Genomic DNA, 14,388 nt, shown 5'->3' on the forward strand with positions numbered 1-14,388 from the left:
CGGGTCGACCGGCGAAATCATGCGCGGGCCGCCAATGGCAGCCGCACCACGAAGCGTGCGCCCTGCGATCGATCCTCCCGCGATTCCACGAGGATGCTTCCCTGATGGCCTTCGACGATGGTGCGGGCAATGGCAAGCCCGAGCCCCGAATGCTGGCCGAACGCCTCGCTGGAGGGGCGGACCGAATGGAAGCGGCGGAAGATCGCCTCGCGGGCCTCTTCAGGTACGCCCGGGCCTTCGTCCTCCACCCAGATGGCGAGGGTGTCGTCCTCCTCCTCAGCGGAGATCGCGATCAGCCCGCCGGGGGGCGAGAAGGACAGGGCGTTTTCGATGAGGTTCTCGAACACGCGTTCGAGCCGGGTCGGGTCGCCCATCACTTCCATCGACTGGCCGCGCGGGCGATCGAAGCGGATGCGGATCTCCTCGGGCACGCCGCGGGCCTCGCGCTGGCCGATCAGCGCGGCGATCAGGTCGCCCAGGTCGAACGGCTCGAAGGTGGTGCGACTGAGCTGCGCGTCGATGCGTGAGGCTTCGGAAATGTCGGTGATCAGCCGGTCGAGCCGGTGGACATCGTCGCGGACGATCTCGAGCAGTTGGTCGCGCAGGGCGGGATCCTTGACGTTCGACAGGCCCTCGACGGCGGAGCGGAGCGAGGCGAGGGGGTTCTTCAGCTCGTGCGTCACGTCGGCGGCAAAGGTTTCCGTCGCGTCGATGCGGGCGCGGAGCGCACCGCTCATGTCGGAGAGCGCGCGGGCAAGCATGCCGATTTCGTCACGGCGCTCGGGCAGGCGGGGGACCACCACCTCGCGCGCTCGGCCCAGGCGCACCCGGATTGCCGCCAGTGCGAGTCGTCGCAGCGGACGGACGATGGTGCGCGCAAGGAAGAGCGAGAGCAGCACCGAGACCAGCGAGACAATCGCCAGGACCACGCCCAGCCGGTAGCGCTCGATCCGCACCGTCTGGGTGATGTCGCGGGCGTTGAACGCCGTCATCACGACGCCGAGGCCGGTGATTGGCGCCGCGGCGGTAATTACGGGGGTGCGATCCGGCGCGCGCCATACCGAAGCGGCGGCGGCATGGGTTTCCAGCGCGGTCTTCACGTCCGGCCAGTCGAGGCCGGCGTCGCGCGGCCGCTCGCGGTAGAGCGGCGCGCGGTCGGCACCGGCGACCTTGTCGATCACCGCATCGAGAAACCGGGCGATGGTCTGGCCCACCGGATCCTTGTCCGGGTCGCGCAGCACGAGGTTGCGCAGGCCCAGCTCACGGCTGTCGCTGAGCAGCTTGCCCTGCGGGTCATAGAGGCGGATGCGCGTGCCCATGTCGCGGGCGAGGCTGAGCACCAGCAGGTCGCGGCGCTTGTCGGTGGCCGATGCCAGCGCCTGGGCGATCAGCCGCACCTCGCGGCTGGTCTGCTCGACGCGGCTGTCGACGATGCGGCTGCGATAGCTGTCGAGATAGAAGAAGCCGCCGCACAGCAGCGCCAGCGCGAAGATGTTGACCGCCAGGATCCGCGGCGTGAGGCTGACCCGGCCCGACCATCGCAGCGCCAGGTCGCGCTCGTCATTCATCCGAGAAGCGATATCCGGCGCCATAGAGCGTCTCGATCGCGTCGAATTCCGGGTCTACCTGGCGGAACTTGCGGCGGACGCGCTTGATGTGGCTGTCGATCGTGCGGTCGTCGACATAGATGTCGTCCTGATAGGCGGCGTCCATCAGCTGGTTGCGCGTTTTCACGATGCCCGGGCGCTGGGCGAGCGTCTCCAGGATCAGGAATTCGGTGACCGTCAGCGTGACGTTGACGCCGCCCCAGGTGACCTTGTGGCGCGCCGGATCCATGCTCAGGCGACCGCGCTCCAGCGCTTCGGCCGGCTCGGCGGGGGCTGCACCCTCAGCGGCCGGCGCGGCCGGTTCGGTCCGGCGCAGGATCGCGCGGATGCGGGCGATCAGCAGACGCTGCGAGAACGGCTTGGCGATATAGTCGTCGGCACCCATCGCAAGGCCCAGCGCCTCGTCCAGCTCGTCGTCCTTGCTGGTGAGGAAGATCACCGGGATCTGGCTCTTCTCGCGCAGGCGGCGGAGCAGTTCCAGCCCGTCCATCTTGGGCATCTTGATGTCGAGCACCGCCAGCTCGGGCGGGTTCTCGATCAGCGCCTTCAATGCGCTTTCGCCGTCCGAATAGACCCGGGTGAGGAAACCCTCGGTCTGAAGCGCAATCGATACCGAGGTGAGGATGTTGCGGTCATCGTCGACCAGCGCGATCGTGGCGGTCATCCGGCAACCCGGGGCTGGCGCAAAATCAGCATCTCCACCCGTTAGACCAAAGTTTCTTCCGCCTCAACCGACCGACAACGCTTACCCGCATTGACCCCCTCCGCACGCCCATGTCAGGGAGTGATTGGAAATAAAGTTGCGCGGCGAGGCAATGATATGCTTTGTCATATAAATAGTGCGACAGTGTTTGAGGAGGGTGTTTTGAGCATGCGACAGTCGCGCCATGGTCTTGGCGAGCAGGGAATTGCCACGTCGGCGACCCTTCATTGGAACCTGATTACCGCGCCGCTGGTTGAGCACGCGATCCGCCGTGGCGAAGGTGCCTTGGCGGCAGATGGTCCGCTAGTGGTTGCTACCGGTAAACACACGGGCCGGTCCGCCAAGGACAAGTTCATCGTCCGCGATGCCGAGACCGAAACCGGCGTCTGGTGGGGCAAGACCAACCAGGCGATGACGCCCGAGCATTTCGCCGCGCTCAAGGCCGATTTCCTCACCGAGCTGGGACGACGCGACGAGCTGTTCGTGCAGGACCTGTACGGCGGCTCGCAGCCCGAGCACCGCGTGCAGGTGCGCGTGATCAACGAGCTCGCCTGGCACAATCTGTTCATCCGCACGATGCTGGTGCGGCCGGGCGCCGAGGCGCTGGCGGACTTCGTGCCCGAATACACGATCATCGATCTGCCGAGCTTCCGCGCCGATCCCGCGCGCCACGGCACGCGCGGCGAGACGGTGATTGCGGTCAGCTTCACGGACAAGCTGATCCTGATCGGCGGCACTGCCTATGCCGGCGAAATGAAGAAGAGCGTGTTCGGCCTGCTCAACTATCTGCTGCCCGAACAGGGCATCATGCCGATGCATTGCTCGGCCAATATCGGGCCCCAGGGCGACACGGCGATCTTCTTCGGCCTGTCCGGCACCGGCAAGACGACGCTTTCGGCCGATGCCAGCCGCACGCTGATCGGCGACGACGAGCATGGCTGGTCGGACACGGCGGTCTTCAACTTCGAGGGCGGCTGCTACGCCAAGATGATCCGCCTTTCGCCCGAGGCCGAGCCGGAGATCTTTGCCACCACCAGACGCTTCGGCACGGTGCTGGAAAATGTGGTGATGGATCCGGAGACGCGCACGCTCGACCTCGACGATGCGACGCTCGCCGAGAACAGCCGCGGGTCGTACCCGATCGACTTCATCCCCAATGCCTCGGCCGACAATCTCGGGCCGGTGCCGAAGAACATGATCTTCCTCACCGCCGATGCGTACGGCGTGCTCCCGCCGATCGCGCGGCTGACGCCCGAGCAGGCGATGTACCATTTCCTCTCGGGCTATACCGCGCGCGTGGCCGGTACCGAGATCGGCGTCACCGAGCCCGAGGCGACCTTCTCCACCTGCTTCGGGGCGCCGTTCATGCCGCGGCACCCCTCGGTCTATGGCAATCTGCTCAAGAAGCGGATCGCGGAAGGGAATGTCGCCTGCTGGCTGGTCAATACCGGCTGGACCGGCGGCAAGTATGGCGTCGGCCACCGCATGCCGATCAAGGCGACGCGGGCGCTGCTCAACGCCGCGCTCGACGGCAGCCTGAACGCAGTCGAGTTTCGGGTCGATCCCTATTTCGGCTTCGAGGTGCCGGTGGCGGTTCCGGGTGTCGACTCGGCCATTCTCGACCCGCGCGAGACCTGGCCGGACAAGGCCGAGTATGACGCGACCGCGGAGAAGCTCGTCGACCAGTTCGTCGAAAATTTCGCGCAGTTCGAGGCGCATGTCGAAGCCGGCGTGCGCGCCGCCGCGCCAAAAGCACGGGCGTTCGCCTGAGTGATGCTGCCGACCTTCCGCCGCGGTGCTTCCCCAGCGCCGCGGCGATCGTCCGGATCGGGGAGGGGCTGCTCGCCTGCACCTTGTCGCGCGAGGACTGGACGCACGAGGCGCATCTCGCGGCGTGTGTCTATTTGCTGACCGAGCGGCCAGACATCGATGTGGATGCCGAGATCGGCGGCTTCATCCGCCGCTTCAACGAGCGCCTGGGCGGCATCAACGACGATCACGGCGGCTATCACGACACGATCACGCGCACCTATGTCGCGGGCGTACGGCTGTTCTTGGCGGAGGCGGGGGAAGGGGATCTGCTCGAGCGGGTGAACGGCTTGCTGGCGTCGCCGATGGGCCGACGCGACTGGCCGCTGCGCTTCTACAGCAGGGAGCGACTGTTCTCGGTGGAGGCGCGTCGCGGCCTCGTGGCGCCCGACCTGGCAGCGGTGCCGTGAGCGCTCCCAGCCCGGAAGGCCGGGCCGCCATATCCTCAAACCGCCGTCATCCCCGCGAAGGCGGGGATCCATTCGCCTGTGCGTTGCAGCAAGAGCCGAGACACCGGTGCCAATGGATCCCCGCCTTCGCGGGGATGACGTGGTACATAGCGGTACGCGATTGCCGTCCAAATGGAGAGGCAAACCGCCTCAGGCCTTGGCCGATGCCTCGACGTCGGGATCGAGCATGCGGTGGAGGTGCACCACCACGTAGCGCATCTCGGCGTCGTCGACGGTGCGCTGTGCTGCAGCGCGCCATGCCTTTTCGGCGCTGGCATAATCGGGGAAGATGCCGACCACGTCGAGCTTGGACGGATCGACGAAATCGAGGGTCGTCGGGTCGGCAACGCGGCCGCCGAAGACCAGGTGAAGCTTGCTCATTGCGCCTCCTGGGGGTGGGGGGATGCTGCAGCCCTTACCGGCACTGCAGCATCGCACTCAACCCCCTTATAGGCGGCTCAACGCTTCGAGGTTGCGTCCTTGGCAGCGTCGATCACCGTGCCGAACAGCGCCGAGACGCGCTCCTTGGTGGCATCGCTGTTCGGGATCAGCGATTCGATCTGCTCGCGGCCGCTGTCCTTGGCAGCCTGGACTGCGGCGGCGGCGCCGTCGGCCAGCTTGCGGCCCAGCGGCTCCAGCGCGGCCTTTTCCCGCTCGAAGCGCGGCAGCAGCATGCCGATCACCACGCCCACCGCAATCCCGCCGGCGAGCAGCAGGCCGGGGTTTTCGGTGAGGCGCGATCCGTTTTCGGTTTCGGTGCTCATGGCATCATCCTTCTGCATTGCTGTCTTTATGATCCGAACCCTTGGGCGGTCCGGCGGTTTCGTGTTTGCCCTTGCGGAAAATATCCAGGATCCAGCCGCGGGCGAGGACGAGGCCGATCCCGCTCGTCACCGCAGCGGCGAGCCACGGCCGTTCGCGCACCGCTTCGGTGCCCTCGCGGGCAATGGTCGTGACGCTCTGCTTGGCATTCTCCATCGCCTCGTGTGCGATGTTGCGAGGCTTCAGCCGCTCCTGGACCGTGCCGACCGTCGCCATCAGCTTGTCGCGGGCCGCGCGGGCGCGGGCGCGAGCGGCGTCGGGGTCGCGAGGTACAGTCATGCTTGCGCTCCCATCGCCTTGCGGATGCCGCGCGCCGCCACCCAGCCGAGCAGACCGGCGACGACGAGGCTGACGCCGACGACGATCAGCGTCGCCCAGCCGGGGCCGACCAGAGTCGCCAGCGTCAGGATCGCGCCGACGATCAGCCCGATCGCTGCGGCCAGGGCGAGCGCGAGCGCAAGCACGGCGGCAATCGCCGCGCCCTTGACCTCGGCCACCTTGGCTTGCGCGACTGCCTTGAAATAGTCGACCTCGGCGCGGGCATAATCCTTGGCGTCTTCGGTGAGCTGGCCGATCAGCTCACCGATGCCGGCGTCTTCCGTTCGGGGGGCGTCCATGCCCTGTTCTGCCCGTCCTTAGCTCTGCGTCGTGCCGGGCGACGCCGACGGACCATCGCCGAACCCGACAGGCTCGATCTTGATGTCGTCCGCCGTGCCGGCAGTGGTGCCGCCGGTTGCCGTGGCGCCGCTCGTCCCGGCATCGGTGGTGCTGGTCTCGGTTTCGGTACCGGCCGCCTCGATCCCCGACTTGATCACGCGCGCCAGCACGAAGCCGAGCGCCGCGGCGGTGCCTACCGCGATCGCCGGGCTCTTCTTGACGAAGTCCGTGGCTTCATCGAGCAGCTCGCCGACTTCCTTGCCGCGCAGCGAGTCCGCGAAGCCGGCGATGCCGTCGGCTGCGGTGCGGGCGTACTGGCCGTACTGCGCACCAAGCTTCGCATCGACGTCGCCCGCCGCCGTGCGCATCATCTCCGCCACTTCGTCGAGGGCGCTGGTCGCGCGTTCCTTGCCGGTGCCGGCGAAGCCGAGGATGTGCTCCTTGGCCTGATCGGCGTACTTCGACGCTTCCTCGCGAATCGTGTCGGATGCGTTGCGCGTGAAGCTGGCGCCTTCCGCACCGCTGCCGCCCTCGGTACCGCCGCTTGCCGCGCCGGTTTCGCCCATGTTCCCTGCGAGCGGATCGCCCGCAATGTTGGCCGTTTCGTCTGCCATGATCAAAAACCCTCCATGTCGCGCCGAAACAACAACGGCCCCGTTTGCGAGTTCCCTTGCGAACCGCTAGAGGCACCGCGCGCCTCATTCCAGATATGTTACGGAGACCATGACGTGACCGCAATCATCGACGTCCACGCCCGCCAGATTCTCGACAGCCGTGGCAACCCCACGGTGGAAGTGGATGTCCTGCTGGACGATGGCAGCTTCGGCCGCGCTGCCGTGCCTTCGGGCGCCTCCACCGGTGCCCATGAGGCGGTGGAAAAGCGCGACGGCGACAAGTCCCGCTGGCTCGGCAAGGGCGTCGAGGGCGCCGTCGATGCGGTGAACGGAGAGATTGCCGAGGCGGTTCTCGGCCTCGACGCCGAAGACCAGGCGGATCTCGATCGCACCATGATCGAGCTGGACGGCACCGCCAACAAGGGTCGCCTGGGTGCCAACGCCATCCTCGGCGTCAGCCTCGCCGCCGCCAAGGCCGCGGCCGATGCCCGCGGCCTGCCGCTCTATCGCTATGTCGGCGGCGTCAACGCGCACGTCCTGCCGGTGCCGATGATGAACATCATCAACGGCGGCGAGCATGCTGACAACCCGATCGACTTCCAGGAATTCATGATCATGCCGGTCGGCGCCGAGAACATCGTCGAGGCGGTGCGTTGCGGTTCGGAAATCTTCCACACGCTGAAGAAGAAGCTGCACGAGAAGGGCCTGGCGACCGGCGTGGGCGACGAGGGCGGCTTCGCGCCGAATATCGCGTCGACCACCGAAGCGCTCGATTTCATCATGAGCAGCATCGAGGCGGCCGGCTACACGCCGGGCGACGACGTGATGCTCGCGCTCGACTGCGCCGCCACCGAATATTTCAAGGACGGCGCCTACAAGATGGTGGGCGAGGGCAAGACCCTCAGCTCGACCGAGAATGCCGAGTTCCTGGCCAAGCTCGCCGCCGATTATCCGATCTTCTCGATCGAGGACGGCATGGCCGAGGACGATTGGGAAGGCTGGAAGGCGCTGACCGACCTGCTCGGCGGCAAGGTCCAGCTGGTTGGGGACGATCTGTTCGTCACCAACCCCGAGCGCCTGCTGCGCGGCATCCAGAGCGGCACCGCCAACTCGCTGCTGGTGAAGGTCAACCAGATCGGCACGCTGACCGAGACGCTCGAGGCCGTCAGCCTCGCCCAGCGCTCGTCCTACACCGCCGTCATGTCGCACCGTTCGGGCGAGACCGAGGACGCGACGATCGCCGATCTCGCGGTCGCCACCAACTGCGGCCAGATCAAGACCGGCAGCCTCGCGCGCTCGGACCGGCTCGCCAAGTACAACCAGCTGATCCGCATCGAGGAAGAGCTGGGCGACGCGGCGGTCTATGCCGGCCGTTCGGTGCTGCGCCGCGCCTGACCTAGGTAGGAACCGCAATCTTGCTAAGAGCCGATCGATCAGCGAAAAACACGGGCATGAAGCGCGCTTCGCCCATGTCCACGCTGCTGCGCCGCGCGGGGCTTCCCGCCGCGGCGCTGATCGCCATCGGCTTCTTTGCCTATAACGCGGTTCTGGGGCCCAACGGGATCGTCGCCGCCAAGGAAGTGCAGCACGAGCTTGCCGCCAAGCAGCGCGAATATGCGCTGCTCGACAAGAAGCGTGCCGAGCTGAAGAATCGAGTCGATCTGCTCGATCCGAAGCATGGCGCCGATCCCGACATGGTCGACGAGCTTGCCCGCAAGCAGCTCAACGTCGTCCGCCCCGACGAAGTGATCATCCCGCTCGACAAGAAGTGATCGCCGTAGCGGCACCTGTTGCCAGCCACGGCGGAGCGCCTTAGGGCGGATGAACGTGGGCCGAACCCGCGCGTTGGTTGCAAGCTTTGCAAGAACGCGCGTATAGGCACCCGCCTTTCCCCTCCCCGGATGAGGAATATCTGATCGTGGCCAAAGCACCGGCACGCAACGCACCGACCCCACCCGCCGTACCGAATCGCGAGCGGCCCAGCGAACCGGAACGGTTCAAGGCCTCGAAGGAACAGCTGCTCGAATTCTATCGCCAGATGCTGCTTATCCGCCGCTTCGAAGAGAAGGCGGGCCAGCTCTACGGCCTCGGCTTCATCGGCGGCTTCTGCCACCTGTACATCGGCCAGGAAGCCGTGGCAGTCGGCCTGCAGTCGGCGCTGGACGGCGAGAAGGACTCGGTGATCACCGGCTATCGCGACCATGGCCACATGCTCGCTTACGGTATCGACCCCAAGGTGATCATGGCCGAGCTGACCGGCCGCGGCGCGGGTATCTCGCGCGGCAAGGGCGGCTCGATGCACATGTTCTCGACCGAGAAGAAGTTCTACGGCGGCCACGGCATCGTCGGCGCCCAGGTCTCGCTCGGCACGGGTCTGGCGTTCGCCCACAAGTATAACGAGGATGGCGGCGTCGCCATGGCCTATTTCGGCGACGGCGCCGCAAACCAGGGCCAGGTGTACGAATCGTTCAACATGGCCGAGCTGTGGAAGCTCCCGATCATCTACGTGATCGAGAACAACCAGTATGCCATGGGCACCAGCGTCAACCGCTCCTCGGCGGAAGACCAGCTGTACAAGCGCGGCGAGAGCTTCCGCATCCCCGGCATCCAGGTGGACGGCATGGACGTGCTCGCCTGCCGCGGTGCCGCTGAGGAAGCGCTCGCCTGGGTGCGCGCCGGCAAGGGCCCGATCATCCTCGAGATGAAGACCTATCGCTATCGCGGCCACTCGATGTCCGATCCGGCCAAGTATCGCAGCCGCGAGGAAGTCCAGTCGGTTCGCGACAAGTCGGACCCGATCGAGGCGGTGAAGCGCGAGCTCGAGACGATGGGCGTGACCGAAGAGCAGCTCAAGCCGCTCGAGGCCGAGATCCGCAAGATCGTGAACGAATCGGCGGACTTCGCCGAACAGACGCCGGAGCCCGATCCGGCCGAACTCTATACCGACGTGCTGGTGGAGACCTACTGAGATGGCGATCGAACTCAAGATGCCGGCGCTCTCGCCGACCATGGAAGAGGGCACGCTCGCCAAGTGGCTCGTCAAGGAAGGCGACGTCGTGAAGTCCGGCGACATCCTCGCCGAGATCGAGACCGACAAGGCGACGATGGAATTCGAAGCCGTCGACGAAGGCACGATCGCGAAGATCCTGGTCGCCGAGGGCACGGATAACGTGAAGGTCGGCACCGTGATCGCGATGATCGCGGGCGAGGGCGAGGATGCCTCGACCGCCGCCGCCGCGCCGACCCCGGCCAGCCAGCAGACCGAGCCCACCCCGGCGCCCGCCAAGGCACCGGAAACCGGCACTGCCCAGCTGACCGCCGCCGTCGAGAAGACCCGTCCCGCCGATCCCGCCGTGCCGGCCGGCACCGAGATGGTGAAGACCACGGTCCGCGAAGCGCTGCGCGACGCAATGGCCGAGGAAATGCGCGCCGATCCGCGCATCTTCGTGATGGGCGAGGAAGTCGCCGAGTATCAGGGCGCCTACAAGGTGACCCAGGGCCTGCTCGACGAATTCGGCCCGAAGCGCGTCATCGACACCCCGATCACCGAATATGGCTTTGCCGGCGTCGGCACCGGCGCGGCGATGGGCGGCCTGAAGCCGATCATCGAGTTCATGACGTTCAACTTCGCCATGCAGGCGATCGACCACATCATCAACTCGGCGGCCAAGACCAACTACATGTCCGGCGGCCAGATGCGCTGCCCGATCGTGTTCCGTGGTCCGAACGGCGCGGCCAGCCGCGTCGGCGCGCAGCACAGCCAGAACTATGGCCCGTGGTACGCCAGCGTCCCCGGCCTGATCGTGATCGCGCCCTATGACGCGGCCGATGCCAAGGGCCTGCTCAAGGCGGCGATCCGCAGCCAGGATCCGGTCGTGTTCCTCGAGAACGAGCTGATGTACGGCCGCAGCTTCGACGTGCCGAAGCTCGACGACTATGTCCTGCCGATCGGCAAGGCGCGCATCATGCGTGAGGGCAAGGACGTGACCCTGGTGAGCTACTCGATCGGCGTGGGCGTTTCGCTCGAAGCCGCCGAGAAGCTGGCGGCGGAAGGCATCGATGCCGAGGTGATCGACCTGCGCACGCTGCGCCCGCTCGACAAGCAGACCGTGCTGGAAAGCCTGAAGAAGACCAACCGCATCGTGGTGGTCGAGGAAGGCTGGCCCACCTGCTCGATCGCGTCGGAAGTCGCCGCGTTCGTGATGGAAGAGGGCTTTGACGACCTCGACGCGCCGGTGCTGCGCGTGACCAACGAGGACGTGCCGCTGCCGTACGCCGCGAACCTGGAAAAGCTCGCCCTGGTGACCGCCGACAAGGTGGTCGCGACGGTGAAGAAGGTCACCTATCGCTGATCTTCGGCTTGCCGACGGAAAGTAGGCCCGCCCGACCCAGTGTCGGGCGGGCCTTTTTCGTTAGCCGGAATAAAGGTCGCAGGTGGCGCGGTTGGACGTGGGCGAGGGGTTGTAGACCTGGCCGTAATCGCGATTGTCGCGGACCACGAACGAGGCAACGTAGCGTATCGTCTTCGCGCTGGTGAACCAGCCCTTTCCAATCAGCGGCGTGTAGAGATAGTTGATCTCGACGAACATCACCCCCGAATTCGTCGGTGCATTCACTTGGGCGCCGTTCTCGCCCATGCCGTTGGGGGCGAGCGTTCCCGGATGCTGGGCGCTGTTGTCTCCAGAGGCTGCGGTGTTCACGCCCGCGGTTGGATCGTAAGTCACGCCGTCCGTCTGCACGGTCTTGCCATAGTGCGAGTCGTAGGTCGCACCGCTCTGCACACCGATGCAGCGCTGCCAGTGGATGCGCTGGGTGCCCCCGCTATTCTCCAGGCTCGACAGCGTGATCCTGCCGTTCGCGGTGAGGTTGAACGCCGCGCCCTGCTGCTTGGCGGCGAGCAGCACATCGTTGATGTCCACCTCGCGCAATATGGTCGTGCCGGTGCCGTTGAACAGGCCGACGCGGCTTGCATTGTCCGCGAGTGCCAGCGCAATCTGGCTGAGGCGCTGGTTGGTGACGGCGAAGTTGGTCAGCTCGGCGGCCCAGAGGCCGGCGGTCAGCACCAGCGGCAAGCCGAGCGCAAACTCGAGCAGCGCGGCGCCGGAACGCGCCGCGGCGAGGCGGGGGAGCAGGGCGCGCGCGGTCATTTGCAGAGCAGCTGCGGCGTCGGAATTGATTGGGTACCGTAAGGCTGGTTCTTGAAGCGCGTCGATGCGCTGAGCACCACCTGGTTGCTCCAGCCGATCAGCCGCGCGAGCGGGAACAGCCGGGTATAGTGGACCGTCACCCTGTAGACGGTCACGTCGCTCGCCCCACCTTGTCCGGCACGGCCAGGATCCATGTCCCACTGGCCATTCCCGTTCACATCGGTGAAGCATTCGCCGGGATCGTGTATCCCGTTGCCGTTGCTGTCCGCGAAATCCTCGGGCTTGATCAGCGCGAAGCTGGCATAGAAGAGGCGGTTCGGCGTGACGCTGGCCTTGCCTGCCACGCGGCGCACGGCGGTGACGACCCGCGTGTCGATCGTGCTGATGTCGGCAGCCTCGATGGTAGAATCGCGCGCCGCCTTCTGCACGGCACCTTCCAGCACCGCCTGGACATAGGCCTGGTAGCAAAGGTCCATCAGCCCCATCAGCAGCGCCAGCAGCACCGGCAGCAGGATCGCGAATTCGACCAGCGTCGCGCCGCGCTCGTCGGGGAACAGCCGGCGCATCATCGGCTCAGGCGCAGCATTGCCACGCGCTTGGCGATCGTCTGGAAGGCTGTGTTGAGGGCCGCGTTGTCGGCCGCATAGAAGGCCTGGCCCGGCGAGGCGCACTGGGTCAGCTGGGTTGTCAGCGTCTGGCCGAAGCCGACCACGAAGATCGAGATGTTGCGGGCCTTGGCCGAGGCGCAGGCGGCGAGGAACCGGGCATTGTGGTTGTCGAGTTGGGTCGTCGCGCGGCAATTGCTGGTATAGGCGAGATTGGTCACGCGCTTGTCGTAATTCTCGATGCCGTACATGCCGTACAGGCACTTGCTCGGCGACATGTCGCCATCGGTCATGAACACGATGTAGCGTTTCGGCGGGTTGCGCCCGGGCCAGGCCGCGGTGTCCCCGGCGAACAGGCCCGTGGGCGAGAGGAGGCGGGTGCCCCAGATCATGCCCGCGTCGTGATAGGTGCCGCCCTGCGGCACAAAGTCCGGCGCGTTGACATAGGCGCTGACGTCCGACCGCGTCATCACCCGCAGGCGCTGCACGGGCTTGCCGCACGAGACATACCCCGCCGAAATGTTCTGGGGCATATTCAGCGCGGTATATTGCCCCAGCTGGCTTGTGCTGGTGCTGTCGCCTGCCGGGTTGGTGCTCGTGCCCCAATAGGTGGAGGAGCTGGTGTTGCCGCGATAATAGACGACATCCGGCCACATCGGGCGCCACCGCGTGCCGTCACTTGTGGGGACGAGATCGGGGTTCAGATCGGGCGGCAGGTTCGAATAGTCGAAGCTGCTGCTCTGCGTCGTGTCGCGTTCCTCGATGCAGCCCTGCCAGCGGGAGGTCGAGCCGTCGATCTTGGTGAGATCGGGGACGGCAGCGCCCAGCTTGTACTGCCGCGTGTCGAACTGGACCTTCTGGTAGCTCCAGGTGCGCTTCAGCGGCTGGACCGTGGCGGTGCAGGTGCCGCCGCTGGCGGGGGACCAGCTATTGATGGTGGTCCAGGTTGCCGTGCCCGCAGCGGTATAGCCGGCCGACGGATTGCGCCCGGCCCAGCTGTAGCAGGTCGCCTGGCTGGTGTTGGTGTAGGCGCTGGTCGTCGCGGATCCGTTGTTCTCGTCGACCAGCACACGGCTGTTGTAGGTCCAGCTGTCGACCAGATACGCCGGTGACAGGGCCGCGATCGCATAACCGGCGTTGACGGTGGAGGTATAGGTGACGAAGCCGTAGCGGAGGTGCGTTGCGGGATCGACCGCCGCCGCCAGCGTATCGTAGAAGTTGAGCACGGCCTGGCGCAGGCCCGAGATCTTCGAGCCCGATCGTTCCTCGGTATAATAGCCGATGGTGCCGCCATAGCCGGGCGCGCCGTCGATGACAGGCCGGGTGTAGCTCACCACCGGCTGGCTGCAGCCGGCGGTGCCGTCGGACGTCAGGCATGCCATCGAGCCCGTCGTGTCCAGCACGAACATGATGTCCGTGTCCGCCACGTCGTAGCGCGCCTCGCAGGTTACCGTCAGCGCCTGGTCACCGAAGCCCATCATGCCGGTGAGGGTCATCGGCACGGTGGCGGTAGCGGTGGCGGCGACCTGGTTCTCGCTCGTCTTGGCGGGCGTGAAGCGCACCGCCTTGGCGCCGAACAGCCCGACCTTGAAGTTGTTGGCGAAGAAGGCATTGGCTTGGGTGACGGCGGCGCTGTCCAGCGTGGTTGCGCTGGTGGATTCCATGAAGCGTCGTCCTGCCAGCGCGCCGGCGTCGCAGGCCTGCTGCAGCCGCGTCTTCACCATATACAGCCGGGCGGTATCCACGGCCGACCCAGCGATGAACAGCAGCGGTATCAGGGCGATCGCCATCATCGCGAGCACATTGCCCGCATGGTTTCCGCGCAGCCGGGCAAGCAGACCGTCCCGGCCCCGCGGCCGGAGGCAGCAACGCCGAAACCGCTCGAGAACCGTTCTGCGCATCGCGACCGATCGAAACTCCCTGACGAGCAAGCGCCGGCTCTTCCTTCACCGACCCTCCCGCCATAGAGAGAACG

At 66.3% G+C, this 14,388-nt stretch carries 16 protein-coding genes; 6 read left to right on the top strand and 10 right to left on the bottom strand.

Annotated elements, in window-relative coordinates; all coding sequences use genetic code 11:
* Window positions 1-17: 17 nt before the first annotated feature.
* Both V7E00_RS06760 and V7E00_RS06765 read right to left on the bottom strand, forming a co-directional pair.
* Entirely contained in the window at window positions 18-1,592 is a 1,575-nt protein-coding gene (locus V7E00_RS06760; RefSeq protein WP_443019150.1) for a stimulus-sensing domain-containing protein, read from the bottom strand.
* The gene (locus V7E00_RS06765; protein WP_333571880.1) at window positions 1,561-2,271 is read right to left on the bottom strand and encodes a response regulator transcription factor; all 711 of its coding nucleotides are present in this window, start codon (window positions 2,269-2,271) and stop codon (window positions 1,561-1,563) included. The genes V7E00_RS06760 and V7E00_RS06765 overlap by 32 nt, the downstream gene beginning before the upstream one ends.
* 207 nt (window positions 2,272-2,478) lie before the next feature.
* Here V7E00_RS06765 and V7E00_RS06770 point away from each other — a divergent pair, with 207 nt between their 5' ends.
* Together V7E00_RS06770 and V7E00_RS06775 are read left to right on the top strand one after the other, a co-directional pair.
* Window positions 2,479-4,080, top strand: a complete 1,602-nt coding sequence (locus tag V7E00_RS06770; RefSeq protein WP_333571881.1) for a phosphoenolpyruvate carboxykinase — start codon at window positions 2,479-2,481, stop codon at window positions 4,078-4,080.
* 83 nt (window positions 4,081-4,163) lie between these two features.
* Window positions 4,164-4,529 (top strand): hypothetical protein, encoded by a 366-nt coding sequence (locus V7E00_RS06775; protein WP_333571882.1) that lies wholly within the window; start codon window positions 4,164-4,166, stop codon window positions 4,527-4,529.
* Between the two features lie 189 nt (window positions 4,530-4,718).
* On the opposite strand, the gene V7E00_RS06780 is transcribed toward V7E00_RS06775, so the two are convergent.
* The 5 genes from V7E00_RS06780 to V7E00_RS06800 form a co-directional block, all read right to left on the bottom strand.
* Window positions 4,719-4,949, bottom strand: coding sequence for a DUF4170 domain-containing protein (locus tag V7E00_RS06780; RefSeq protein ID WP_294329959.1), 231 nt, complete (start codon window positions 4,947-4,949; stop codon window positions 4,719-4,721).
* 77 nt (window positions 4,950-5,026) lie between these two features.
* Complete coding sequence (locus tag V7E00_RS06785; RefSeq protein WP_333571883.1) at window positions 5,027-5,332, bottom strand: hypothetical protein; 306 nt, start codon at window positions 5,330-5,332, stop codon at window positions 5,027-5,029.
* Window positions 5,333-5,336: 4 nt separating this feature from the next.
* Window positions 5,337-5,669: a DUF3618 domain-containing protein gene (locus V7E00_RS06790; protein WP_333571884.1), complete on the bottom strand. Its 333-nt coding sequence runs from the start codon at window positions 5,667-5,669 to the stop codon at window positions 5,337-5,339.
* Window positions 5,666-6,007 (bottom strand): phage holin family protein, encoded by a 342-nt coding sequence (locus V7E00_RS06795; RefSeq protein WP_333571885.1) that lies wholly within the window; start codon window positions 6,005-6,007, stop codon window positions 5,666-5,668. Before V7E00_RS06795 ends, V7E00_RS06790 begins: the two co-directional genes overlap by 4 nt.
* Window positions 6,008-6,025: 18 nt before the next feature.
* The gene (locus V7E00_RS06800; RefSeq protein WP_333571886.1) at window positions 6,026-6,661 is read right to left on the bottom strand and encodes a hypothetical protein; all 636 of its coding nucleotides are present in this window, start codon (window positions 6,659-6,661) and stop codon (window positions 6,026-6,028) included.
* A 114-nt stretch (window positions 6,662-6,775) separates the two neighbouring features.
* On the opposite strand from V7E00_RS06800, the gene eno reads away from it, so the two are divergent.
* From eno to V7E00_RS06820, 4 genes are all read left to right on the top strand, one after another.
* Window positions 6,776-8,056: a phosphopyruvate hydratase gene (eno, locus tag V7E00_RS06805; RefSeq protein WP_333571887.1), complete on the top strand. Its 1,281-nt coding sequence runs from the start codon at window positions 6,776-6,778 to the stop codon at window positions 8,054-8,056.
* A gap of 56 nt (window positions 8,057-8,112) precedes the next feature.
* A complete protein-coding gene (locus V7E00_RS06810; protein WP_333571888.1) occupies window positions 8,113-8,433 on the top strand; it encodes an FtsB family cell division protein in 321 nt (106 codons plus the stop codon).
* 146 nt (window positions 8,434-8,579) lie between these two features.
* The gene (gene pdhA, locus V7E00_RS06815) at window positions 8,580-9,629 is read left to right on the top strand and encodes a pyruvate dehydrogenase (acetyl-transferring) E1 component subunit alpha (protein WP_019367919.1); all 1,050 of its coding nucleotides are present in this window, start codon (window positions 8,580-8,582) and stop codon (window positions 9,627-9,629) included.
* Window position 9,630: 1 nt separating this feature from the next.
* Window positions 9,631-11,013 (top strand): pyruvate dehydrogenase complex E1 component subunit beta, encoded by a 1,383-nt coding sequence (locus tag V7E00_RS06820; RefSeq protein ID WP_333571889.1) that lies wholly within the window; start codon window positions 9,631-9,633, stop codon window positions 11,011-11,013.
* A gap of 60 nt (window positions 11,014-11,073) precedes the next feature.
* Here V7E00_RS06820 and V7E00_RS06825 read toward each other — a convergent pair whose 3' ends face one another.
* Genes V7E00_RS06825 through V7E00_RS06835 form a run of 3 tightly spaced genes read right to left on the bottom strand, consistent with a single transcriptional unit; the run spans window position 11,074 to window position 14,314 of the window.
* Window positions 11,074-11,808, bottom strand: coding sequence for a TadE/TadG family type IV pilus assembly protein (locus V7E00_RS06825; RefSeq protein WP_333571890.1), 735 nt, complete (start codon window positions 11,806-11,808; stop codon window positions 11,074-11,076).
* The gene (locus V7E00_RS06830; RefSeq protein WP_333571891.1) at window positions 11,805-12,377 is read right to left on the bottom strand and encodes a TadE/TadG family type IV pilus assembly protein; all 573 of its coding nucleotides are present in this window, start codon (window positions 12,375-12,377) and stop codon (window positions 11,805-11,807) included. Before V7E00_RS06830 ends, V7E00_RS06825 begins: the two co-directional genes overlap by 4 nt.
* The gene (locus V7E00_RS06835) at window positions 12,374-14,314 is read right to left on the bottom strand and encodes a TadE/TadG family type IV pilus assembly protein (protein ID WP_333571892.1); all 1,941 of its coding nucleotides are present in this window, start codon (window positions 14,312-14,314) and stop codon (window positions 12,374-12,376) included. The genes V7E00_RS06830 and V7E00_RS06835 overlap by 4 nt, the downstream gene beginning before the upstream one ends.
* Window positions 14,315-14,388 lie beyond the last annotated feature (74 nt).

The sequence above is a fragment of the Sphingomonas sp. genome (assembly GCF_036731925.1).
GTDB lineage: Bacteria > Pseudomonadota > Alphaproteobacteria > Sphingomonadales > Sphingomonadaceae > Sphingomonas.

Excerpts from the sequence above, each read along its gene's own strand:
- V7E00_RS06760 (WP_443019150.1), bottom strand. The coding sequence starts at position 1,592 with ATGGCGCCGGATATCGCTTCTCGGATGAATGACGAGCGCGACCTGGCG.
- V7E00_RS06765 (WP_333571880.1), bottom strand. The coding sequence starts at position 2,271 with ATGACCGCCACGATCGCGCTGGTCGACGATGACCGCAACATCCTCACC.
- V7E00_RS06770 (WP_333571881.1), top strand. The coding sequence starts at position 2,479 with ATGCGACAGTCGCGCCATGGTCTTGGCGAGCAGGGAATTGCCACGTCG.
- V7E00_RS06780 (WP_294329959.1), bottom strand. The coding sequence starts at position 4,949 with ATGAGCAAGCTTCACCTGGTCTTCGGCGGCCGCGTTGCCGACCCGACG.
- V7E00_RS06785 (WP_333571883.1), bottom strand. The coding sequence starts at position 5,332 with ATGAGCACCGAAACCGAAAACGGATCGCGCCTCACCGAAAACCCCGGC.
- V7E00_RS06790 (WP_333571884.1), bottom strand. The coding sequence starts at position 5,669 with ATGACTGTACCTCGCGACCCCGACGCCGCTCGCGCCCGCGCCCGCGCG.
- V7E00_RS06795 (WP_333571885.1), bottom strand. The coding sequence starts at position 6,007 with ATGGACGCCCCCCGAACGGAAGACGCCGGCATCGGTGAGCTGATCGGC.
- V7E00_RS06800 (WP_333571886.1), bottom strand. The coding sequence starts at position 6,661 with ATGGCAGACGAAACGGCCAACATTGCGGGCGATCCGCTCGCAGGGAAC.
- V7E00_RS06810 (WP_333571888.1), top strand. The coding sequence starts at position 8,113 with ATGAAGCGCGCTTCGCCCATGTCCACGCTGCTGCGCCGCGCGGGGCTT.
- V7E00_RS06820 (WP_333571889.1), top strand. The coding sequence starts at position 9,631 with ATGGCGATCGAACTCAAGATGCCGGCGCTCTCGCCGACCATGGAAGAG.
- V7E00_RS06825 (WP_333571890.1), bottom strand. The coding sequence starts at position 11,808 with ATGACCGCGCGCGCCCTGCTCCCCCGCCTCGCCGCGGCGCGTTCCGGC.
- V7E00_RS06830 (WP_333571891.1), bottom strand. The coding sequence starts at position 12,377 with ATGATGCGCCGGCTGTTCCCCGACGAGCGCGGCGCGACGCTGGTCGAA.
- V7E00_RS06835 (WP_333571892.1), bottom strand. The coding sequence starts at position 14,314 with ATGCGCAGAACGGTTCTCGAGCGGTTTCGGCGTTGCTGCCTCCGGCCG.